The following is a 22,456-nucleotide window of genomic DNA, read 5'->3' as shown; positions in this document are numbered from 1 at the left end:
TTCCTGTCCGCGCTGAGCATAGCCAACCCCACAATCGCCGCTGGTGAGATTGAATGGGTGCATGACTTCTGCATCGATTACCGCTAGCGCGCCGCTCGCAGCGAAGATTCCCACGATCCGCGAATTCCATGGTGATAACTTCACCGACGAATATGAGTGGTTGCGGGAAAAAACCAGCAAGCAGGTACTGGACCACCTGAACGCGGAGAATGCCTACACCGATGCGGTCACCTCGGATCAGGAAGAGCTGCGCCAGGAGATCTTCAAGGAGATCAAGGCGCGCACCGTTGAAACCGATTTGTCGGTTCCCACGCGGCGGCGCGGCTGGTGGTACTACACCCGTTCGGTTGAAGGTAAGCCCTACACCATCCAGTGCCGGGTCAAGGCCGAAGACTCCCCCGATACCCGCGCCGACTGGACTCCGCCGGTCATCGACCCGGTCGAAGCGCTGCCCGGGGAGCAGGTGCTGCTCGACGGCAATCAGCTGGCCGAGGGCCAGTCGTTCTTCGCGCTGGGCGGCATGGCCATCAACGAGCCGAGCAACCTGCTGGCATACTGCATCGATACCCAGGGCGATGAGCGCTTCACCCTGTACATCAAGGATCTGGAAACCGGGCAGCTGCTTCCGGACGTCATCGAGGGCGTGTTCTACGGACTGGCCTTCTCCCCCGATTCCTCCACCGTCTACTACCTGGTCGTTGACGACACGTGGCGCCCGCACCAGGTGCGCGCCCACGTGCTGGGCAGCGATCCGGCCAGCGATACGGTGGTTTTCCAGGAAGATGATCCGGGCATGTGGCTCGGCTTCGATCTCAGCGCAGACCTCCAGCAGCTGCTGATTTCCAGCGGCAACTCCGAATACGCGGAGACCAGCGTTTTGGATCTGAACGACAAGGACGGACAGGTGCGCTTGCTCGTTCCGCGCGAACTGCGTCTGCTCCACGGGGTCGACCTGCTGCCCGGAGACGATCGGCGCGCCCTGATCACCCACGACCACCAGGCACCGAACAATATGCTCTCGCTGGTCGAGCTGGCGCAGCTGGGCGCCGACACCGACCCGGCAAGCTGGCGCACGGTGCTCGGGCACGAGTCCACGGTCAAGATCGAGGGCACCGCGCTGACCGCCACGCATCTGGTGGTTTCCGTGCGTCGCGATACCTGTGAACGGGTTCAGCTGATTCCGCTGGAATCGCTGGGCACCGAATCGCAGTTGCCGGTGCTCGAGCCGGCCTTCGACGAGGAGCTGTTCACCGCCGCCGCCACCTTCGCAGATCTGGAAGCCCCGCTGATCCGCATCGGGTACACCTCGGATTTCACTCCGGCGCGCGTCTACGACCTGTGGCTGGATGACAAGGAATTGGTGCTGCGCAAGCAGACTCCGGTGAACGACTACGACTCGGCGGACTACCTGTCCACGCGCGAATGGGCGACGGCCGCCGATGGCACGAAGATTCCGTTGACGGTGATGCGCCGCGCGGATTTGGACACCTCGGTGCCGAATCCGGTGCTGATCTACGGCTACGGCTCCTATGAGGCGTCGATGGATCCGGGATTCGGGATTCCGCGGTTGAGCGTGCTGGACCGCGGGGTGGTCTTCGTGATCGCCCACGTGCGCGGCGGCGGCGAGCTGGGCCGCGACTGGTACCTGCAGGGCAAGAAGCTGTCCAAGCGGAACACCTTCACCGACTTCATCGATGCCACGGTGCATCTGATCGATGCGGGCTGGGCCGATCCGGCGCGCATCGCGGCTCTGGGCGGCTCGGCGGGCGGCCTGCTGATGGGCGCCATCGCCAACCTGGCCCCGCAGCTGTACACCTCGATCATCGCCCAAGTTCCCTTCGTGGACCCGCTGACCTCGATCCTGGATCCGGAGCTGCCGCTCTCGGCCCTGGAGTGGGAAGAATGGGGCAACCCGATCGAGGACAAGGAGGTCTATGAGTACATGAAGGCCTACTCCCCCTACGAGAACGTTGCGGCCGTGGACTACCCGCGCATCGCCGCGGTGACTTCCTTGAACGACACCCGCGTGCTTTACGTGGAGCCGGCCAAATGGGTGGCGAAGCTGCGCGAGGTCGGCACCGGCAGCGAACCGATCTTGCTGAAAACCGAGATGGAAGGCGGCCACGGCGGCGCCTCGGGCCGCTACGAGGCGTGGAAGAATCGCGCCTGGGATTACGCCTTTGCCCTCGATGCGCTGGGCAAGAACCCGGCCACGGCGAAGTAACCCGCGAGGGAACCTAAGCCTGAATCCACCGATCCGCCCACAACCTTCGATTGATTTCGATGGCTGTGGGCGGTTTCGTTTTTCGGCGCGGTGCGAAACCGGTTCGGTGATGGGATACCAGCAGTGCGAGGAACCCTTTATTCTGCGTGCTCATCAGCGCCTTTGCCGCCGAGCGGCGCCGGCTCTCCGCGTAATTGTGACGTCCGCCATTAGACAGCAGGGCTTGAGATGGGTCACAATCTAGTATTACCTAATGATCGTTCGGTAACTAATTCGGCGGAGGTCCCTATGAGCGAAACCCAAATCGATAAGTCACTACCCCACGCAATCTTGCACAATGACTATGCCACCCAGTGGATGGGCATTGAAGTGGTGGAAGTGAGCGACGGGTTTGCGGTCATTACGATGACGCTTCGCCAGGAAATGCTCAACGGCTTCGGCATCGCCCATGGCGGAATGATCTTCTCGCTGGCCGATACCGCGTTTGCCTTGAGCTGCAATCCGCCGGAAGGCTCCGCGGACACCATCACCGTGGCCTCCGGCGCAGACATCAATTTCCTCAAGCCAGGGATCCCGGGACGCCTGCTGACGGCAACCGCGCAGCGCGTCTCGCAGCAAGGACGCAGCGGAATTTACGACATCACGGTCACCCAGCCGGGAACGAATGGCGGGATTGAAACCGTGGCCGAGTTCAGGGGCCGCTCGCGCACCGTTCCCAAGCCTAAGAACCGCTAAAACATTCAGTCACCACACGAAAGTATGAGCATGTCACAGCCAACTGACCGCGATAACTTGCCCAACCCACTGGATCCCGAAGAGACGATGAGCCGGGACCAGATCGAGTCGATTCAGCTCACTCGACTGAAGGAAACGCTGGACTACGCGTACACCAATGTTCCTTACTACAAGGACAAATACGATGCGGCTGGCGTGCACCCCACAGACTTGAAGGAACTGGCAGATCTGAAGCTGTTCCCGTTCACCGAAAAAGAAGATCTGCGCAAGAGCTACCCCTTCGGCATGTTCGCCGTTCCGCAGCATCAGGTGGCGCGGATCCACGCTTCCTCGGGCACCACCGGCCGCGCCACCGTGGTGGGCTACACCCAGCAGGACTTGGATGACTGGGCCAAGATGGGCGCACGTTGCTTGCGCCTCTCCGGAGTCAAGCCAGGCTGGAAGGTCCACAACGCCTACGGCTACGGCTTGTTCACCGGTGGCATGGGCGCGCACGCGGCTGCCGAGCGCCTGGGCACTACCGTCATTCCGATGTCCGGCGGACAGACCGAAAAACAGATTACGCTGATCAAGGACTTCGAGCCGGACGCGATCCTGTGCACCCCGACCTACCTGCTGACTATTGGCGATGCCATGCAGCGGGCAGGCTTGGACCCGCGCGACACCTCGCTGAAGGTCGCCGTCTGCGGCGCCGAACCGTGGACCGAAGAGATGCGCCACGAGCTGGAAGAGATGTTCGGCATCGACGCCTGCGATATCTACGGCCTCTCCGAAGTCATGGGCCCGGGCGTGGCCGGCGAATCGGTCGAGCTCAAGGACGGCAGCCACATCTGGGAGGACCATTTCCGTCCCGAAATCGTGGATGCGTTCGACGAAACCAAAGTATTGAACGACGGCGAACACGGCGAGCTGGTCTTCACCTCGCTGACCAAGCAGGCGCTGCCGATCATCCGCTACCGCACCCACGATCTGACCCGCCTCCTGCCCGGCTCGATCCGCCCCGGCCACCGCCGCATGGGCCGCATCACCGGGCGCAGCGATGACATGATCATTCTGCGCGGGGTGAATCTCTTCCCAAGCCAGATCGAAGAGCTGATCCTGAAGCTGCCGGCGCTCTCGCCGCACTTCCAGCTGGTGCTGACCCGTCCGGGCCGCATGGACCAGCTCGCGGTCAAGGTGGAGCGCCGGGCCGGCGCGTCGGCCGCGGAAGCCGCCACCGCGGCAACCGACCTGGCGAAACTGATCAAGATCCATGTGGGATCCTCCTGCGCCATCGAAGTATTGGATCCGGAATCGCTCGAGCGCTCCATGGGCAAGCTCAAGCGCATCTATGACATGCGAGACAAGTAAAGCCTGCTTGTCGTGGGATAATCGAGGGATCATGAGACTTATCGACAAAGCTAACACCCCGCTCAAAAGGGGACGCCCGGGCTACGACCAGGAGTCCGTCCTGCGCATCGCGGTCGAGGCTTTTAACGAACACGGGTATGAAGCTACCTCGATGGGTAAGCTGGCGGACCGGCTGGGCATCAGCAAGTCCGCCATCTACCACCATGTTCCCTCCAAAGAGGATCTGCTGCGGCTGGCCCTCGATGAGGCGCTGATTCCGCTGGAGGCGGTCATCATCGAGGTGCGCGCCCATCAGGGCAGCGCCGATGAGCGCCTGGATTTCTTCTTGCGTGCAACTTTCCGCATCCTGATCTCCAAGCGCAGCTACGTGACCTTGCTGCTGCGGCTGCGTGGCAACACGGAGCTGGAACGCGCCGCGCTGGAACGTCGTCGCGCCATGGACCGCCAGCTTGCCGAGCTGGTGACCGCGGCGCAGTCCGCCGGGAAGCTCCGCGCGGATCTCGATCCGCGCGCCACCGCACGTTTGCTCTTCGGCCTGATCAACTCCGTGGTCGACTGGTTCCGTGAAGATGGCCCGATCGATGCAAAAACCCTGGAAGATCAGGCGATCACCTTGCTCTTCGACGGATTGCATTCCACCGGCGAATAAATTCACCAGCTCGGCCCCGAGGGACCGCCCATTTGGCGCGGTCGCCTCGGGGTCGAGCTTTTTATTACCTTCCCGAACTCGGCCGATAATCGTCTTCACAGGTTGCGGCGATAGCATCATTAGGGTGCGTTTTGCGCCCGCCCGATCATTTCCCAGTCAATCTAAGAAGCGTCGTGGAAGAACTTTTTTACACTCTTTTCTCCCAGCTGCCAGGCACCGATTCAGGCATGCAGGTCGCACTGTTCTCACTGAGCGCGCTGCTCTCGGTGGTCGCCTGTGCCTTGCTGGCACACCGTAATGATCTAGGTTGGTGGGCCCAAATTCTCGCGGTCTTCGCCGGTCCGCTGGTCATTTCAATGCAGTATGACACCCTGTTCCTGGTGTACGCGATCCCGGCCCTGCTCATCGGAGTCTTCGGCCTCTGGCGGTTCTCCCGATACAAGTTCCACGGAAAGTTCACCCGGCAGGTGCTCCGTGCACCGTTGGGGCTCTCCGCAATCATCGCCGCGGTGCTCGGGGTGGCGGTGCTCACCGCCTTGCACCTCGGTGAAATGCTCACCACCGGTTTCGCGTTTACTGCCGGCACCGGCACCATTTGGGTTTCCTATCTCACCGAGGCCGTGGTGCTGGTCTCCTTCGCGCTCATCGCCTGCGGCATCCGTGCCGGGTGGCTGCTGATGGCCCTGGCCTCGGCCGTCTACGTGGCGACCCTGTTCGCCAACAACCCGGCCTTCGCATTGCTGCTGGTCTGGGTGTTCATGGTCATCGCCTCGCTCTATGCCTGGTTCATGTGGCGCGCGCTGCCGCGGCGGGACTCGGCGGATCACGCGGTCGGAACACCTGCCGTGGCCGACTAGCCTCCGGCACTTTCGAAACGACAAAAGAGCAGTGGCTGCGGANNTCCGCAGCCACTGCTCTTTTATTCTCGGCTCTTAGTCCTGCCAGTTGGCATAGATGGTGTCTTCCTTCTCCACCAGCGTCAGCACGTCGTAGGTCGCGACGATCTCATCGTCTTGGTTGTGCAGAATCGCATCCCAGGCGACCTCGCCGTATTCATCGGTGACCCGCGGGGTGATCTTCTTGGCCGTCAACGTGACGCGCACCGAATCACCGACGGCCACCGGGGTGATGAAGCGCAGGTTCTCCAGGCCGTAGTTGGCCAGCACGGGTCCCGGAGCCGGCTCCACGAAGAGCCCGGCGGCCCAGGAGACCAGCAGGTAGCCGTGCGCCACGGTGCCCGGGAAGAACGGGTTGGCTTCCGCGGCCTTCGGGTTCACGTGGGCGTAGAAGGTGTCACCGGTTTCGTTGGCGAAGGCGGTGATCTCCTCCTGGCTGACCTGGCGCAGGTCCGAGGCCAGTGCGTCGCCGATCTTCAGTTCGGCCAGCGACTTGCGGAACGGGTGCACGTTGCCGGGTGTGGCGCCGAACTTCTCGCTGCCGGCAAGCTGCCGCGCGGCACCGGTGTGCCACACGCCGGTCAGCGCGGTGAGCATATTCGGCGAACCCTGCACCGCGGTGCGCTGCATGTGGTGCATCACCGAGCGGATACCGCCCAGTTCCTCGCCGCCGCCGGCGCGGCCCGGTCCGCCGTGGACCAGGTGAGGTACCGGCGAGCCGTGGCCGGTGGTGCTGCGTGCGGTCTCGCGGTTCAGGATGTGCACGCGCCCGTGGTGCGCTGCGATGCCCAGGGTCAGCGCGCGCATAATTTCCGGATCATTGGTGCACACCGTGGCGACCAGCGAACCGGAGCCCATGGCCGCCAGCTCGATGGCTTCATCCACGGAATCGTAGCCGATGACCGAGGACACCGGGCCAAAGGCTTCGCGGGAGTGCAGGATCGGGTTGCGGGCATCCTCCCAGCGCAATACCAGCGGAGACATGAAGGCCCCGCCTTCGGCGATCGCATCGCGTTCCGGGGCCACGCGTACCGCCGGGGCATCCAAGCGGCCAAAGGCCAGCTCGCCGCCGGCGTCGAGCATGTCTTGGACCGCGGCGCGCACGTCTCGCAGCTGCTCGACGGAGGCGAGCGCGCCCATGGTGACGCCCTCAACGCGCGGGTCACCGAGCACCACACGCTCATCGATGCGCTTGCCGATCGCATTGATCACCGCGTCGACCTGGCCGGCAGGGACGATATTACGGCGGATAGCGGTGCACTTCTGTCCGGCCTTGGAGGTCATTTCGCCGACAACCGCTTTGACGAAGGCGTCGAATTCAGCGGTGCCCTCCACCGCATCCGGACCAAGAATCGCGGCGTTCAACGAGTCGGTTTCGGCGCTGAAGCGCACTCCCCCGTCGATCACGTTTGGGTGGGACTTCAACCGGCTGGCGGTCGCCGCCGATCCGGTGAAGGAGAACATATCGCGGTAGTCGAGGTGATCCATCAAATCGCGCGCGGAGCCCGAGATCAGCTGCAGCGACCCTTCGGGCAGAATGCCCGATTCGATGATCATGCGCACAGCGACTTCGGTCAGGTACCCGGTAGGTGTCGCCGGCTTCACGATGGTGGGCACCCCGGCGATGAAGGCCGGTGCGAACTTTTCAAGCATTCCCCAAACCGGGAAGTTGAAGGCGTTGACCTGGACGACTACCCCGGACAGCGCGGTGTAGATGTGCGAGCCGAGGAAGGATCCGTCCTTGCTCAGCGGTTCGGCGTTGCCGTCGATGATGACGTTGCTGTTGGGAAGTTCACGGCGTCCCTTGGAAGAGAAGGTGAACAGCACGCCGATGCCGCCGTCGATATCGACCATCGAGTCGATCTTCGTGGCGCCGGTCTTATAGGAGACCTCGTAGAGATCCTTGCGGCGCTCGTTGAGGTACATGGCAAGTTCCTTGAGCTTCAAGGCCCGCTCATGCAGGGAAAGCTTGGACAGCTCGCGCTGTCCGACGCCGCGGCCGTACGCGACGGCTCCTGCGACGTCTAGGCTTCCGCCGGTGACGGTGGTGAGCAGCTCACCGGTATTGGCGTCGCGGACTTCGGTGCCGCCCTGGGCTTCGGGGGTTTGCCATTGACCGGCAATGAAACTTGGGACCACACCAATCTGGGATGTCGACATCGACATAATTCCTTCCTGAACGATCGGTCAGTAATACCATTAACAGTATCAGCAACCACGTGATCGACGACACTCGGGAGCAGAAACAATGGCTAATACGTCCTCCGCTACCCCGCCCGCAGAACCATGGAGCATCGAGCTCGGCGAAGCGGCGGGCTCCTGGACTGCGGTGAAGTACGCCTCCATCTTCGGCACGGTGGTCGTCGCAGCGGAGTCCAATGCGACCCGTCACCGTGCGGCCAGCGCCGGGATGCCTACCCTGACTGCTACACCGATCAAGCCCGGCCGACGCGTGGGCAGCCAACTCGCTGGCCGGGATTCAGCGTTTCGCCCAGACCCCGAGCTCGTTTCCGCTCGGATCGGCAAAGTGCAGCCGGCGCCCGCCGGGGAATTCGTAGGGTCCTTGCAGTATCCGGCCGCCAGCGGCGGTAATCCCCTGAGCCGTTGCATCCAGATCCTCGGAATACAACAGGACCAGCGGGCCGCCGGCCGCGCGCGGCGCCTCGGCGAGCGTAAGCCCGCCCACCTCTTCGCCGTCCCCAGCACCCGAGCCGATCCCCGCATAATTTGGCCCATAGTCGTTGAAAACCCAGCCGAAGGCGCCGGCATAAAAAGCCTTGGCTTCGGCCAGATCGGTGACGCTTAGCTCGATGTAGTTGAACGCATGGTGCAGTGGCTGAGGGCTCATGCGGTGAGCTTACAACCAAGGCCGCCGAACTGTCACGGCCGTGGTCGGCTAGCCAGCAATTGCAGCCGCTGCAATTGGGTTTCGGACAGGCCGCAGGTCGCCAGGAAGCCCCGAGCGCTGCCCAGCCATTCGAGGAATATTTCCAGTTCCGCAGCGCGTTCGGCGATCGCTCGGCGCAGTTCGGGTTCACCCTGATGGGATTCGTAGGGGTGCTTGCGCGGGGAGACCCGGTGCCATTCGTTGATGCCGCGCACCGCAAGCTCATCCTGCTCAAGTATTTCCCCGCGCCGCCCGGCGAGATCGAGCAGGAGCGTGGCGACAAGCCCCGAGCGATCGCGTCCAGCAGAGCAGTGCACCACCGTGCCGCGCTCGGTTTCGGCGAGCGCCTCGAACACCGCGCGCAGCTGGCCGCCGAACTCTTCGCAGACCAGCCGGTACATGCTGGTGTGATTCATATAGGGCACCGCAACCGCCGCAAAGCGCTCGCTGCCGGCGGCCTCCAGCGGCAGCCGGAGGATTTCCATCCCTTCCAGAACCCCTTGGTCAACCACCGGGTCATGTTCGCGCCGTTTGACCTCCCCGTGGTTGCGCAGGTCGATGACGCGTTCGATTCCGTCCCGGCGCATCTGCTGCCAGCCGAGGCTCGTAAGCCATTCATGGCGCCCCATGCGATAGAAGGCCCCGGTGATCCATCGGGCATTGATCGACCCATCCCAGTTCACATCTTCGGGAAGTCGGCGATAGTCGGGAGCGTGGCCCATGGAACCCATTGCATCACATCGGCTGGTTCCTGTAGAGTTCTAGTCATTGGCAAGTGCCAATTAGTCTGTCAAGAAGGAGGGGTAACGATGAATGTCTTCTGCCCGCATACATTCCCACCCCTACTTCCCAAGGACTCACAGTGTCTTCATACCCCGGAAAATTCGCCAATTTAGACGATTCCGAACCTCAGCTTCGCACCCGGCGAAAAACCATTACCTGGGACGAAACCTCAATCGATGAGCTAGGTCCCCAGCAGCGCTATTCCAGCTGGCCGTTGATCGAAAAATCCTGTCGCGGTCCCAAGCCGTATCCCGCATGGTTGATCGAGGACGCCGCGGCCATCGACCTCGAGCTCGGCGTGCTGAAAACCGGCAAGGAAGGCGAGGTCTTCCTGATCGAGCGTGCCACCTCGCAGCGCAGCGTGTTGCTGGCGGCCAAGCGTTATCGCAAGCGGGACCAGCTGCAATTCAGTCGTTCGCAGTCCTACAGCGAGGGGCGCTCCGCGCGCCGCTCGCGTGATAATCGAGCCATCGACAACAACTCCAGCTATGGACGCGAAATCGCCGCCATGCAGTGGGCGAGCGCGGAATGGACCTATTTGCGCCGCTGCCATGCCGCTGGCATACCGGTCCCCTACCCGGTGCAAATCGAGGGAACCGAGATTCTCATGGAGTTCATCGCGGATCCGGACCGCCCCGGTGTCGCGGCACCGCGGCTGCAGCAGCTGCCGCGCAACGATCCGCGCCTGCCAATGCTCTGGGACCAACTGGCCGAGGCCATGGAGAAATTTGCGGCCATAGGCATCGCCCATGGCGACCTGTCGGCCTACAACCTGCTGGTCGCAGGCGAGCGCCTGGTGGTGATCGATGTGCCCCAGTGCGTGGACCTGGCCGGGAATCTGCACGGGCTGGACTTCTTGCATCGCGACTGCGTGAATATGTGCGACTGGTTCACCTCCAAGGGGCTGGAACGGGACGCCGACGCGTTATTCACCTCCTTGCTCGCGAGCATGTTCGCCTAAGCAGAAGGCAGCGATACTCGATAAGAACCAGCACCTTGGTGGTGATTCTTATCGAGTTTCGCTGCCGGCAGGGCGGTTAGAGTCGAGCAGACTCCACCGGAATCCATAGTTGGCCACGTCCGCTGCTGCCATCGGCATCTGGCTGGATGCTGAGCAGCTCGGGACCGGGAACCCAGCGATATGGATTAGCCGGGAACCATTCGGTGGCCGCGTCCGCCCAGAGGCGTTGAAGGACCTCCGGGAATTTCCCTTCGGCTTCAAAGACCACCCAGGTGCCAGCGCGGACCTGGATAGCTTCAAAACCCTGCGGGATCTCCTGCGTGGTGGCTACGGCTTGCCAGTAATCCAGTTCCGAGCCTTCGTCCCGTGAATCTTCGATGTTGACCGACGCCGAAACCATGCCCGGCAGGCCAGGTTCCGCCAGCTCTTTGAGCCGGAGCATCTGTTCCGGAACAAGACTCCTCTGGAATTCGATGATGTGCGGATTTGGCCCCTCATGGATCAGTGGAACCCGGGCGGTAAATCCAATAAGCCGGAACTCACCCAGCTCTTCAATACGGTGCTTCATGTCATGGCTCCCTTCAATGCGTACATGAATCCTCAAGCGAGGTTGGGAGCGGAGAACTGCCCCAGGTCTGCGTGCCTCGCTCGGCGTCAAACCATGCAGGGCCTTGAAGGCTCGATTAAAAGCCTCACCCGAGCCATATCCGTAGCGGACGGCAACATCCAGAACAGCATCACCGGCAATGATCTCTGCGGTCGCAGCGGTCAGCCGACGCCGCCGAATGTATTCGGATATCGGCAGACCCGCGAGCGAAGCGAACATTCTTCGGAAATGATATTCCGAGGTCAGCGCCATGCGAGCCAGCCGCGCCACATCAATTGGCTCGGTCAGATCCGCGTCGATGGCTTCTATAGCTTCATTCCACTGATGCACGTGTTCTCCTTCTCCCACCATTGAACTCTAGGGAGATTCAAATGTCGCGTACCCGATAATTGATGCCATAAAAAGTCAGCCCACCCGCGTGGAAATAATCCCAGGCAAGTGGGCTGGCAGACGAAGAGGAAGCTCAACGTATGAGATTCAGTTCGTCTAGCGCTGACGCCCCGGTAATCTACCGCGACTGGCTCACATCCTAAGTTCCTCGAATACCTAAATCAAGACCGTCTCCCCATCAGCCTTTCCGCCGCCCGGGGGCCTGATGCGGTCATCCAGCTGGAATTGGATAATGCCAAACGCATCAATCTGCGCGCACTTTGGACATTCCGGGATCACGATCAAGAGTTACCTCGATTGGGAGGTGCGGAGGCTCGAAGCGAGCAATCAAAGCCATAGGGTCGTGGCGGCCCGGGGCAAGGGCCGGACGGCCTCGATCTGCTTGACCGATTAAGCGGTCTGGTTGGTGTTTTCGCAGGAAAATTCACCTGGCGCAAAAAGCAGCCCGCTCGGAACGGCGAGATGCCGTTCCGAGCGGGCTGCTGAAACCAGGGGTGATTACCAGGTGTAGAAACCCTGGCCGGTCTTTCGGCCAAGCTTTCCCTCGGCCACCAGGTCCTTCAGAATCTGCGGCGGAGCAAAACGATCGCCCAGCGTCTCATGGAGGTATTCGGCAATTCCCAGACGCACGTCGAGTCCGACGATATCGGTGGTCTTCAGCGGTCCGGTCGGGTGCTTGTATCCCAGCACCATCGCGTTGTCGATGTCTTCGGCACTGGCCACCCCTTCTTCGACCATGCGCATGGCTTCCAGCGCGATGGCCACGCCAAGCCGCGAGGAGGCAAAGCCCGGTGCGTCGTTGACCACTACCGCGGTCTTCCCCAGCGCCGCTACCCAGCCGCGCGAAGCTGGCACGAGTTCCTGCGCGGTCTGCTTGCCGATCACGACCTCGATGAGCGTGGAGGCCGGCACCGGATTGAAGAAATGCAGACCCAAGAAGTTCGCCGGGCGTTGCAGTTCTTCGGCCAGGCCGGTCACGGACAGCGAGGAGGTATTCGAGGCAAGGATTGCCTCCGGCGCGAGCACCGCCTCCACTGCCTGCAAGGAGGAGACCTTCAGGTCCCAGATTTCGGGAACTGCTTCGATGACCAGACCGGCGGCCGCGAAGTCTGCGTAGTCGGTGCTGGTTGAAAAGCGGGCCAGGAGTTCCTCGCGGGACTCGTTCACCGCACCGCGGGCGAGCGACTTATCGACCGAATCGGCGACGCGCCCGTAGGCTGCGTCGGCCGATTCCTGATCGCGTTCGACCACGGTCACGGCCGCTCCGCTGGTCAAGAACGCGTGGGCGATACCGGCACCCATGCGGCCCCCGCCGAGGACTCCGACGGTTCCGGGCAGTTTATTTGCTACGGCGTCATTGTTCATATGCCTACTTCTTCTTTCGATCAAGGAATGCCTGCATCCGGTCAAACTTTGCCTGCGACTCAAAAAGCATGCCCTGAGCCAGGGTGTCGATCATCGGGTGCGCCTCGCGTGGAGCGTGGAATACCGACTTGGTGATGCGCACCGCCAGCGGGTCCTGGGCGCCGATCCGATCGGCCAACGCATCGGCGGCCGCATCCAGCTCGCTCGCGGCGTGCAGTTCGGTGATCAGCCCCACGCGCAGGCATTCGGCCCCGGTGAGCACCTTGCCGGCCAGCAGGATATCCTTCGCCACCGGCTCCCCCACCAATTCCTTCAGCCGCCAGGTGGCGCCGGCGGCGGCCATGATGCCGAGGTTGGCCTCCGGGTTTCCCATGCGCAATTCTTCGGTGCCGATGCGGAAGTCGGCGGCATAGGCCAGTTCGGCCCCGCCTCCCAGCGCGTAGCCGTCGAGGGCGGCGATCACCGGCATCGGCAGCTTGGCGATCCGCTCGAAGATGCTCGAGTTGATTCCGGCGAGCGCATCCTCGCGTCGGCGTTCGCGCAGCTGGGCAATATCGGCTCCGGAGGCGAAGATGCCCTTGGATCCCTTGGGCTTTTCCGCGGTGGGTTCCTGGCCGGGGCTGCCGGCCAGGATGAGGATTTTAGGTTCGCGTTCCAGCTGGCTGCAGACCGCGTGCAGTTCATCGACCATCTGCTGGTCGATCGCGTTGCGGACTTCCGGCCGGTGCAGGCGTACCCAGAGCCGGTCTGCGGTTTCCGAGATCTTCAGCGTGCCGAAGTCGGCGGGGTTCAAGCTCATGCCTAGACGCCTTCCACCAGCAGTGCAGCGCCCTGGCCGACGCCAACGCACATGGTCGCTACGCCGAGCTTCCGTCCGGCGCCGCTCAGCTCGCGTTCCATGCGGCCCAGCAAGGTGATCGCGATGCGTGAACCGCTGGATCCCAGCGGGTGCCCCAGCGCGATCGCGCCGCCGTCGCGGTTCACGATGCCCGGGTCCACCCCCAGCTCGCGCATGCTGGCCAAGGACTGCGAGGCGAAGGCCTCGTTGATTTCCATGGCACCGAGATCCGAGATGTTCAGCCCGGCCCGGGCCAGCACCTTGTTGGTGGATGGGACCGGGCCCATGCCCATGATCTCCGGCGCGAGGGCCGCCGCCTGCCCGTCGATGACCCGGGCGCGCGGCTTCAAGCCGAAACGTTCGATAGCCCGTTCGGAGACGACGAGGATCGCCGAGGCGCCGTCGTTGAGCGTGGAGGCGTTTCCGGCGGTGACGACCGAGCCGCCCTTGACCACCGGGCGCAGGGAGGAGAGGACCTCCAGGCTGGTGCCGGGGCGTGGGCCTTCATCGGTGTCCACGAGGTGTTCACCCTTGCGGGTCTTCACGGTGACCGGAACGATCTCGTCCTTGAAGCGGCCCGCGGCGATCGCGTCGATGGCCTTGGCGTGGGATTCCACCGCGAACTGGTCTGCGTCTTCCCGGGAGATGTTGTACACCCGAGCGACCTCTTCGGCGGTTTCCGGCATCGAGTAGGTCGCCTTGCCATCGCGGGAGAGTTCTCCGGAGAGGAAGCTCGGGTTGGTGAAGCGCCAGCCGATCGACGTATCGAAAACGGCTCCCGGTTTAGCGAAGGGCTTATCCGGCTTTTCCATAACCCACGGGGCCCGGGACATGGATTCCACGCCGCCGGCAACGACAATATCCGCCGCCCCCGACTTGACCATGTGGCTTGCCATGGTGATGGCACTCATCCCCGAGGCGCACAGCCGGTTGACCGTGATGCCCGGGACGCTGTCGGGGAAACCTGCCAATAACCAGGCCATGCGGGCCACGTTGCGGTTCTCTTCTCCGGCGCCGTTGGCGTTTCCGAAGATCACTTCCTCGACCGCGGCCGGATCGATCCCGGCATCTTCGACGAGCTGGCGGATGGTGATGGCGGCCAGATCATCCGGGCGGACACCGCTCAACGCTCCGCCGTAGCGGCCAACAGGGGTGCGCGTTCCGCCCACCAAGAATGCCTCAGCCATGAATACTCCTTCGTACTCCGGATTCAGATCCGGCTCGCTTCGCGCGAGCAGCATCCGTCCCGGAAAGATATTGATGCCAGCAGAGTGATCCCCACCACGCAAACTTACCGACCATTCGTTCACTAATAGAATCACAGATAGGCTCGCCCAGCGTCAAGAAAGCTACGCGCAATGCGTGGATTCGCTCGCTCCCAAGTTGCGGAGATTCTTCCTCCAAATATAGACGGTACGAAAGATCTGCATGTCAAAGATTGATTCTAGAATGAAGCTCACGTAACCTTTGGTAACTGACCGACTCTGGAGATATCCCCAGATCGTGGACCGTCTCCAAGGCCATGTAGTTCGGAAGGCTTTGGGCATCCGGTCGACGGAAAGCTGAAAAGTAACGGAGCATTTATGCCGCCGGAAAACAGCCACCCAAAAAACAATTCAGGTACCGAGAATTTCACGCCCGATCTCAACCACGACATCGGCCCCGATATGGGCACCGCCGCCGGACGACGCGAAGTGCGCAAAGCCACCGCAGCCTCGGCAATGGGCAATATGACCGAGTGGTTCGACTACGGCGTCTACGCGGTAGCCGTCACCTATATCACCGCGCACTTCTTCCCCACCGAGGGCGGGACCCTGATGGCCCTGGCCACGTTTGCGCTTTCCTTCCTGGTCCGCCCGTTAGGCGGCCTGGTGTGGGGCCCCCTGGGCGACAAGCTTGGACGCAAGAAGATCCTGGCGCTGACAATCATCATGATGTCGCTGGCGACGTTCCTGATCGGCGTCTTGCCCACCTACGCTTCGATCGGTGTCGTCGCGCCGGTCCTGCTGATACTGCTGCGCATGGTCCAGGGCTTCTCCACCGGTGGCGAGTACGGCGGCGCGGCTACCTTCATGGCCGAATACGCCCCGGATAAAAAGCGCGGGTACTTCGGCTCATTCCTGGAGTTCGGCACCCTGGGCGGTTTCGCGCTCGGCACCGCGGTGATGCTCTCCTTGCAGGTGATGCTCGGCGAGCAGGCCATGATGGACTTCGGCTGGCGCATTCCCTTCTTCATGGCCCTGCCCATGGGCCTCATTGGCTTGTACCTGCGCAGCAAGCTCGAAGACACCCCGGTCTTCCAAGAAATGGAAGCGGCCGGAGAAACCCAGGAAAGCGGCACCCTCCGGGCGCTCATCGGCTCCTACTGGCGCCCCATGCTGGTGATGAGCGGCCTGGTCATCGCCTTGAACGTCGTGAACTACACGCTACTGAGCTACATGCCGACCTACTTGGAGACGCAAATCGGGCTGGCCCCCAGCGCCTCCCTTGCAACGATCTTGATCGGCGAGGTAGCGATGATGGCGGTGATCCCGTTTGCCGGTTCGCTCTCGGATAAGATCGGCCGAAAACCCATGTGGAACATCTCCGTGATCGGGCTGTTCATCTTCGCGCTGCCCATGTTCTGGCTTATGGGGCAGAGCTTCATGTGGGCGATTGTCGGCTTTGCGGTCCTCGGTTTGCTGTACATCCCGCAGCTCGCCACGATTACCGCGACCTTCCCAGCGATGTTCCCTTCGCATGTGCGTTTCGCCGGATTTGCCATCACCTACAACGTGGCGACCGCGATCTTTGGCGGCACCGCCGCCATCGTCAACGAAGCGGCCATCGATGCTTCGGGTTTCCTGCTGTTCCCGGCCGTATACATGATGATTGCCTGCGTGATCGGCATGGTGGCCATCAGGTTCATGCCGGAGACCGCAGGCGCTTCACTGCGCGGTACCGAGATCCCGGACGCACTGGACACCGGCATTCTGGCCACCGTTCCGGCCAATGAGCCGAAGGCCGAGCAAAGCTAGGGCTTCGGCGCGAAGCACTAAGGGGTTTGGTTCCCGCCATTGGGCATGAACCAAACCCCTTAGTCGTTTGCTGCAGGCTTTAGTGGTCCACGGTTACTTTGGCCTTTTGGCCAACGAACTTCCAACCGATGAAGAGCAGGATCGCGAACAACGGGATAGCGGCGATCGTGTACAAACCGATGTGGAACACCTCGCCGTTCTCTCCGGTCAAGGTATCGAAGGAGATCAGGGCGGTGATGACCAGCAAGGAAACGAGGCCGACCCATCCGGTGACCGGCGCTCCCGGCATGGGGAGCTTGGAAATTTTTCCTTTTTTCTTGCGCAGCATCAATTGGCAGGCGAAGATCGTAGCCCAGGTGAACAGCACGCCGATCGAGGCGGTATTCAATGCGAGGTCGAAGGCGAAGGTACCGCCAAGCCACACGTTGAGCAGCACGCCGAGCAGATAGACCGCTCCCACGGTAAAGATGCCGGCCGAAGGAACAAAGCGTTTATTCATCTTGGACAGCCAGGCCGGCGCGTGCCCGTTGCCGCTCATCGTGCGCAAGATCCGGCCGATGGAATACAGCCCGGAATTGCACGAGGACAGTGCGGCGGTAATCACCACAAGGTTCATCACCGAACCGATCCAAGCCAACCCCATCTTGTCGAATACGGTGACGAACGGGCTGACTCCGGATTCATACTCATGCCAGGGCAAGATCATCGCGAGCAGGCTGACGCTGCCGATGTAGAAAACGAGAATCCTGAAAACCACCGCGCGAATGGCAGAGGGAACTTCCTTCTCCGGATTCTCCATCTCGCCTGCGGCGATACCCACCAGTTCGATCGCGTTATAGGCGAAGATCACCGAGTTCAGCACCAGGATCGAGACGAAGAATCCACGCGGGAACATGCCGCCTTCGCCGTTTTCATTGCCGATAAAGAGGTTCGACACCGAAGCGGTGTGTTCCCCGATCTGCGCGTTGGTAACCACCATGTAGGTGCCAACGGCGAGGAACAAGATGATCGCGGTGACCTTGATGAAGGCGGCCCAGAATTCGAATTCCGCGAATGCCTTGGCGCTGAACAAATTGATCGCCACAAGCATCGCCAGCGCGCAGAGCGCCGAGGCCGCAACCGGCAGATTCGGGAAGAAGTACTGGAAGTACAGGCCAATGGCAACCAGCTCGGCGATTCCGGTCATCACCCAGTTCAAGAGGTACATCCAGCCCGAGACGAAGGCGCCCTTGGGGCCAAAAAGCTCACCGGCATAGGACACAAAGGAACCCGAGGTTTGGCGGTACATGATCAATTCGCCCAACGCCCGCATCAGCAGATAGGCGATGCCCCCGGCCAGCGCGTAGGAGAAAATCAGCGCCGGTCCGGTAGCCGCCAGCCGACCGCCAGATCCCATGAAAAGTCCCACACCAATCGCACCACCGATGGCGATCATTTGCACATGTCGACGTCCGAGGGTTTTTTTGTATCCTTCGGAGCTGATCTCAGCTTCTTTGATGCCCGGATTGTGGTGGCTAGATGACACGTACTCACTCCTGAAATGCTTAGGTCCTCGGCTTGCCCATGGCGACTGCCAGGCTCAAGGCTCCGAGGAAAATTTACTCCCTTTGGCACGCAAAGCACGAATCATCGCCGTGACACGTTCTGCTAGAGACCGGTCTTTGCGCGCACCTACACCGAGATCTCCGGCCGTTCGACTAGCATTTAGAGGGTGAGTAGCCAGAATAATTCAGCCCAGCCAGAAAAGGTCTCCGACATTTTCGACCCCGTGCGTTGGCGCGTTGTCGAAGGTTTCGATTTCACCGACATCACCTACCACCGCCAGGTGGAGCGTGCGGCAAGCGGCGAGATCCTCCGCGACCTGCCGACGGTGCGCATTGCCTTTGACCGTCCCGAGGTGCGCAACGCATTCCGCCCCCATACGGTAGACGAGCTTTATCGCGCGATGGATCATGCGCGCATGACCAGCAACGTGGCCACCGTCTTGCTCACCGGCAACGGTCCATCGCCCAAGGACGGCGGGCATGCCTTCTGCTCCGGTGGCGATCAGCGTATCCGTGGCCGTGACGGCTACCGCTACGCCGAGGGCGAGACCGGCGAATCAATCGATCCGGCCCGCGCCGGGCGACTGCACATTCTCGAGGTGCAGCGCCTGATGCGCACCATGCCGAAGGTTGTGCTCTGCGTGGTCAACGGCTGGGCTGCCGGTGGCGGCCACTCGCTGCATGTGGTCTCGGACCTGAGCATCGCTTCGAAGGAACACGGCAAGTTCAAGCAGACTGATGCGACCGTGGGCTCCTTCGACGCGGGTTACGGTTCGGCATTGCTGGCCCGACAGGTCGGCCAGAAGACCGCGCGGGAGATTTTCTTCCTGGCCCGTGAGTACTCCGCCGATGACATGGTGCGCATGGGCGCGGTCAACGAGTCGGTCGAGCACGCCCGCCTCGAAGAGGTTGCGTTGGAGTACGCGGCAGACATTGCCAAGCAGTCCCCCCAGGCCATTCGCATGCTGAAGTTTGCGTTCAACCTGGCAGATGATGGCCTGGCCGGCCAGCAGGTCTTCGCCGGGGAAGCTACCCGGATGGCCTATATGACCGATGAAGCCGTAGAAGGCCGTGATGCCTTCCTCGGCAAACGCGACCCTGACTGGTCCAACCACCCGTACTACTTCTAAGCCACGGAGGATTAGCTGAGTATGCAGGCACCCCACCACAGTCTCATGCAGGCGTTGGCCGCCAACGCCAACGATTCCGGACCGGCCCTGGAAGTCCTTGCGGACCCCTCGGCGCCCGGCGGTCTGCAGGTCGCTTATCTGCGCCCGGAGGAGCTTCCCGGGTTTGCGCAGACCATGGTGGTGGTGCGCACTTCCGGGTCCACCGGGAGGGCCAAGCGCACGGTGCTCAGCGTCTCGGCGATGGCAGCCAGCGCCCAGGCCACGGCCGAGTACCTCGGCTTCGAGGGACAATGGCTGCTGGCCCTGCCGGTGCACTATGTCGCGGGACTCAGCGTGCTGACCCGTTCGCTTTTTGCCGGGACCAATCCGGTGAGCATGGATCTTCAGGGCAGCTTCTCTGCGCAGAAGTTCACCGACGCGGCCGAGGAAATGGTCGATGCCCACCGCCTGACTTCCCTGGTCCCCACCCAGTTGGCACGCCTGCTGGACAATCCGGAGCCACGGACCATTGCGGTGCTGAAGCGTTTCGACGCCATCTTGCTCGGCGGCGCACGGGCCAGCAAGGACCTGCTGCAAAGCTCGCGGCATCTGGGCCTGAAGATCTTCCAAACCTATGGCGCGGCGGAAACTTCGGGCGGTCTGGTCTACAACGGAACCGCCTTGCCGGGAGTGAAACTTGCCGAACGCCAGGGACGCATCCTGGTCTCCGGCCCGATGCTCGCCGACGGCTACGCGAATAATCCCGAGGCCACCGCCGAACACTTCGTCATCCACGAAGGCGCGCGCTGGTACCTCACCGATGATCTGGGCAGCGTCGACGGCAACCGGCTGAGCATCGCCGGGCGTATGGACGATGTGATTAATACCGGTGGCGTCAAACTGTCGGCCGGGAAAATCGAAGGGCTGCTCGAAGAGTTCTTCCAGCAGTGCCTGGTGCTGCCGGTCCCCGACGCGCAATGGGGCCAAAGCGTAGGTTTAGCCTATTCAGGTCCGACAAATACGCAGGATGCTTTTGAAGCCGTGCGGCAAACCATTGGATCCGCGGCCGTTCCCAAACGGGTCCGCCACTACCCTTCCGGGCTTCCAATGCTGCCCAACGGGAAGTTTGATCGGCGCCGGATCCTCGACGAGTTGCGCGCCGGCGGCTGATCCGATTCGCCTTGCCCGAAGTTTCGCGGGAAACTAAGGGGTCCGAGTTTTTGGTCTCGCCGAAAGGAACGAGAAGTGGCAACGCTTTCCCAGTGGGTCGCCGGCGCACGCCTGCGCACCCTGCCCATCGTCATCGCCCCGGTAGTCATCGGCACCGCGGCCGCAGTGGGCGAAACCGGCCAATTTTTGTGGTTCCGCTTTGTGCTTGCCCTGCTCGTGGGGCTCCTGCTCCAGGTCGGCGTGAATTACTCAAATGACTACTCCGACGGAATCCGCGGAACCGACGACGAACGGGTCGGCCCGCTGCGGCTGACCGGCGCCAAACTCGCGAAGCCGAAGCACGTGAGAAACGCCGCTTTCGGATGTTTCGGGTTGGCGGCGATTCTCGGATTTCTGCTCGTTATTCTTTCCGCTTCATGGCCGCTGCTCTTGGTGGGCGTCGCCGCGATCTTTGCCGCCTGGGGTTACACCGGCGGTAAGAACCCTTACGGATACCGTGGTTGGGGAGATCTCTACGTCTTCATTTTCTTCGGCCTGGTGGCCACGCTGGGCACCACGTACACGCAGATCGGTCAGCTGACGCTGGCTTCCCTGCTCGGTGCGATCGGTACCGGCCTGATCGGCTGTGCGCTGCTGATGGCAAATAACGTCCGCGATATTCCCACGGACCGCGAAGTTGGAAAAATTACCTTGGCGGTGCGATTGGGCGAACAGTCGGCCCGGCTGAGCTACGTGCTGATGTTGAGCGCCGCCATTGTCCTGCCGCTGTTGCTCACGGGGTCAAACGGTTGGATGTGGCTCATCCTGCTCAGCTTCATCCCGGCCGCCGCTCCAAGCTGGCTGATGCTGCGCGAAGAATCGCTGCCTAAGCTGGTGCTGGTGCTCAAGCAGACGGGCCTGGTCAACGTGGTCTACGCCGCGCTCTTCAGCTTGGCCATCATGCTGCACACCTGGCTCTAAGACAGAAGCCTTCCAAAGTGAACAACTTTGGAAGGCTTCGCTTATTTGTTTTCCGGTCGCTGCGATTCGTCGAAGGAATCCTCGATGGCTTCTTCGGCCAGCTGGGATTCGGTCTTCGATGCGCTGGTTTTGGCAAAGGCGTTGCGCGCGTCCTCGTTTGCTGCCAAACGTAGTTTGTTGAAGAACAAATAAGACACGGCAAAGGCGACTATCAGGGCAATCAGGCCCGAGGTGAAGATCGGCCAGGCCATTAGCTTCCACATTGCCAAGAAGACAACGCAGAACAGACCCAACCGAAGCACCGAATATTTCACAAACTGCATACGTTAAAGTCTACCGATGAACCTGTGAGCCAGAAAGTCATTAGACTAGAGGCATGGTCCGCATCATTATTTTTGCCGCACTCATTTCGGTGGCGCTCATGATCTACACATTGATCGAGTGTGCCCGCACCGAGCGACATCGGGTGCGCTCCCTGCCCAAAACGGCATGGCTAGTCATCATCATTCTCCTGCCCCTGCTCGGGCCGGGATTGTGGTTTGTTTTAGGTCGTCCAACTGCGGGGGCAAGCAAGTTCCCGGACACGCAGAATGCTCCCGACGACGACGAGGATTTCCTCCGCCAGCTGGAAATCTGGCGGCGCCAGCAGCAGCGCGAAACCGAGCTCAAAGCACGTGAGGAAGAACTCAAACGAAAAGAGCGCGAAGCGAAGAAGAAACCTAATAAGGGTAATTCTTCGGACGATTCAGATACTCCGTCCAAAGACAGCTAATTTTCAGCAAAGCGAACTGCAGGGCCCGGCTTATGCCGGGCCCTGCAGTTCTTTCTACGCAACGTTATCGATGCGGTGCTAGCCCGTGCTGATTCCAAGCCCGGAAGGCCGCTAAGCTGCCGCTGGCGGCTGTTGAGCGGCGGCTTAGCCGCGGTGGACTTCAACTTCCGGATCGGTTGATCACGACAAGGAGCTTCCC

Annotated in this window: 20 protein-coding genes; 11 read left to right on the top strand and 9 right to left on the bottom strand. The window is 61.8% G+C overall.

Features of this window, described 5'->3' with window-relative positions:
- Positions 1 to 61 precede the first annotated feature (61 nt).
- From CIK76_RS03440 to CIK76_RS03420, 5 genes are all read left to right on the top strand, one after another.
- Positions 62 to 2,224, top strand: a complete 2,163-nt coding sequence (locus tag CIK76_RS03440) for a S9 family peptidase (RefSeq protein WP_096283449.1) — start codon at positions 62 to 64, stop codon at positions 2,222 to 2,224.
- 288 nt (positions 2,225 to 2,512) lie between these two features.
- A complete protein-coding gene (gene paaI, locus CIK76_RS03435) occupies positions 2,513 to 2,959 on the top strand; it encodes a hydroxyphenylacetyl-CoA thioesterase PaaI (RefSeq protein ID WP_096283446.1) in 447 nt (148 codons plus the stop codon).
- A gap of 30 nt (positions 2,960 to 2,989) precedes the next feature.
- Positions 2,990 to 4,309: an AMP-binding protein gene (locus tag CIK76_RS03430; RefSeq protein WP_096283444.1), complete on the top strand. Its 1,320-nt coding sequence runs from the start codon at positions 2,990 to 2,992 to the stop codon at positions 4,307 to 4,309.
- A gap of 31 nt (positions 4,310 to 4,340) precedes the next feature.
- Entirely contained in the window at positions 4,341 to 4,958 is a 618-nt protein-coding gene (locus tag CIK76_RS03425) for a TetR/AcrR family transcriptional regulator (RefSeq protein WP_096283442.1), read from the top strand.
- 173 nt (positions 4,959 to 5,131) lie between these two features.
- Positions 5,132 to 5,815, top strand: coding sequence for a nicotinamide mononucleotide transporter (locus CIK76_RS03420; protein ID WP_096283440.1), 684 nt, complete (start codon positions 5,132 to 5,134; stop codon positions 5,813 to 5,815).
- 75 nt (positions 5,816 to 5,890) lie between these two features.
- Here the strand turns inward: CIK76_RS03420 and paaZ are convergent, their stop codons facing one another.
- From paaZ to CIK76_RS03405, 3 genes are all read right to left on the bottom strand, one after another.
- Positions 5,891 to 8,014 carry a phenylacetic acid degradation bifunctional protein PaaZ gene (gene paaZ, locus CIK76_RS03415; RefSeq protein ID WP_096283438.1) on the bottom strand — a complete coding sequence of 708 codons (2,124 nt, stop codon included), beginning with the start codon at positions 8,012 to 8,014 and terminating at the stop codon, positions 5,891 to 5,893.
- 319 nt (positions 8,015 to 8,333) lie between these two features.
- Entirely contained in the window at positions 8,334 to 8,702 is a 369-nt protein-coding gene (locus tag CIK76_RS03410; RefSeq protein WP_096283436.1) for a VOC family protein, read from the bottom strand.
- A 32-nt stretch (positions 8,703 to 8,734) separates the two neighbouring features.
- Positions 8,735 to 9,463, bottom strand: a complete 729-nt coding sequence (locus CIK76_RS03405; RefSeq protein ID WP_176484070.1) for a tyrosine-protein phosphatase — start codon at positions 9,461 to 9,463, stop codon at positions 8,735 to 8,737.
- Between the two features lie 140 nt (positions 9,464 to 9,603).
- Between CIK76_RS03405 and CIK76_RS03400 the strand changes: the two genes are divergently transcribed.
- A complete protein-coding gene (locus CIK76_RS03400; protein WP_255248331.1) occupies positions 9,604 to 10,485 on the top strand; it encodes an RIO1 family regulatory kinase/ATPase in 882 nt (293 codons plus the stop codon).
- Between the two features lie 76 nt (positions 10,486 to 10,561).
- Here the strand turns inward: CIK76_RS03400 and CIK76_RS03395 are convergent, their stop codons facing one another.
- The 4 genes from CIK76_RS03395 to CIK76_RS03380 all read right to left on the bottom strand — a co-directional run bounded on the left by CIK76_RS03395 (position 10,562) and on the right by CIK76_RS03380 (position 14,872).
- Positions 10,562 to 11,422, bottom strand: a complete 861-nt coding sequence (locus CIK76_RS03395; protein WP_096283562.1) for an AraC family transcriptional regulator — start codon at positions 11,420 to 11,422, stop codon at positions 10,562 to 10,564.
- 558 nt (positions 11,423 to 11,980) lie between these two features.
- Positions 11,981 to 12,847 carry a 3-hydroxyacyl-CoA dehydrogenase family protein gene (locus tag CIK76_RS03390; protein WP_096283432.1) on the bottom strand — a complete coding sequence of 289 codons (867 nt, stop codon included), beginning with the start codon at positions 12,845 to 12,847 and terminating at the stop codon, positions 11,981 to 11,983.
- A 4-nt stretch (positions 12,848 to 12,851) separates the two neighbouring features.
- Complete coding sequence (locus CIK76_RS03385) at positions 12,852 to 13,646, bottom strand: enoyl-CoA hydratase/isomerase family protein (RefSeq protein ID WP_096283430.1); 795 nt, start codon at positions 13,644 to 13,646, stop codon at positions 12,852 to 12,854.
- A gap of 2 nt (positions 13,647 to 13,648) precedes the next feature.
- On the bottom strand, positions 13,649 to 14,872 hold the full coding sequence (locus CIK76_RS03380) for a thiolase family protein (protein WP_096283560.1): 1,224 nt from the start codon (positions 14,870 to 14,872) through the stop codon (positions 13,649 to 13,651).
- A 480-nt stretch (positions 14,873 to 15,352) separates the two neighbouring features.
- On the opposite strand from CIK76_RS03380, the gene CIK76_RS03375 reads away from it, so the two are divergent.
- Positions 15,353 to 16,702 (top strand): MFS transporter, encoded by a 1,350-nt coding sequence (locus CIK76_RS03375; protein WP_255248335.1) that lies wholly within the window; start codon positions 15,353 to 15,355, stop codon positions 16,700 to 16,702.
- A gap of 79 nt (positions 16,703 to 16,781) precedes the next feature.
- On the opposite strand, the gene CIK76_RS03370 is transcribed toward CIK76_RS03375, so the two are convergent.
- Positions 16,782 to 18,227 carry an amino acid permease gene (locus CIK76_RS03370; RefSeq protein ID WP_255248330.1) on the bottom strand — a complete coding sequence of 482 codons (1,446 nt, stop codon included), beginning with the start codon at positions 18,225 to 18,227 and terminating at the stop codon, positions 16,782 to 16,784.
- 186 nt (positions 18,228 to 18,413) lie between these two features.
- Here CIK76_RS03370 and CIK76_RS03365 point away from each other — a divergent pair, with 186 nt between their 5' ends.
- The 3 genes from CIK76_RS03365 (at position 18,414) to CIK76_RS03355 (ending at position 21,485) form a co-directional block, all read left to right on the top strand.
- Positions 18,414 to 19,376 (top strand): 1,4-dihydroxy-2-naphthoyl-CoA synthase, encoded by a 963-nt coding sequence (locus CIK76_RS03365; RefSeq protein ID WP_096283424.1) that lies wholly within the window; start codon positions 18,414 to 18,416, stop codon positions 19,374 to 19,376.
- Between the two features lie 21 nt (positions 19,377 to 19,397).
- Positions 19,398 to 20,525, top strand: a complete 1,128-nt coding sequence (locus CIK76_RS03360; RefSeq protein ID WP_096283422.1) for an AMP-binding protein — start codon at positions 19,398 to 19,400, stop codon at positions 20,523 to 20,525.
- A 75-nt stretch (positions 20,526 to 20,600) separates the two neighbouring features.
- On the top strand, positions 20,601 to 21,485 hold the full coding sequence (locus CIK76_RS03355) for a 1,4-dihydroxy-2-naphthoate polyprenyltransferase (protein WP_096283420.1): 885 nt from the start codon (positions 20,601 to 20,603) through the stop codon (positions 21,483 to 21,485).
- Between the two features lie 41 nt (positions 21,486 to 21,526).
- Here the strand turns inward: CIK76_RS03355 and CIK76_RS03350 are convergent, their stop codons facing one another.
- On the bottom strand, positions 21,527 to 21,808 hold the full coding sequence (locus CIK76_RS03350) for a DUF4229 domain-containing protein (protein ID WP_096283418.1): 282 nt from the start codon (positions 21,806 to 21,808) through the stop codon (positions 21,527 to 21,529).
- A 53-nt stretch (positions 21,809 to 21,861) separates the two neighbouring features.
- Between CIK76_RS03350 and CIK76_RS03345 the strand changes: the two genes are divergently transcribed.
- Positions 21,862 to 22,257, top strand: coding sequence for a PLDc N-terminal domain-containing protein (locus CIK76_RS03345; protein WP_096283416.1), 396 nt, complete (start codon positions 21,862 to 21,864; stop codon positions 22,255 to 22,257).
- Positions 22,258 to 22,456 lie beyond the last annotated feature (199 nt).

The organism is Glutamicibacter sp. BW80 (assembly GCF_002332385.1).
In the GTDB taxonomy this organism is placed as follows: Bacteria; Actinomycetota; Actinomycetes; order Actinomycetales; family Micrococcaceae; genus Glutamicibacter.
The sequence above is the reverse complement of the archived record's forward strand: the minus strand, read 5'-3'. Positions and strand labels throughout refer to the sequence as shown.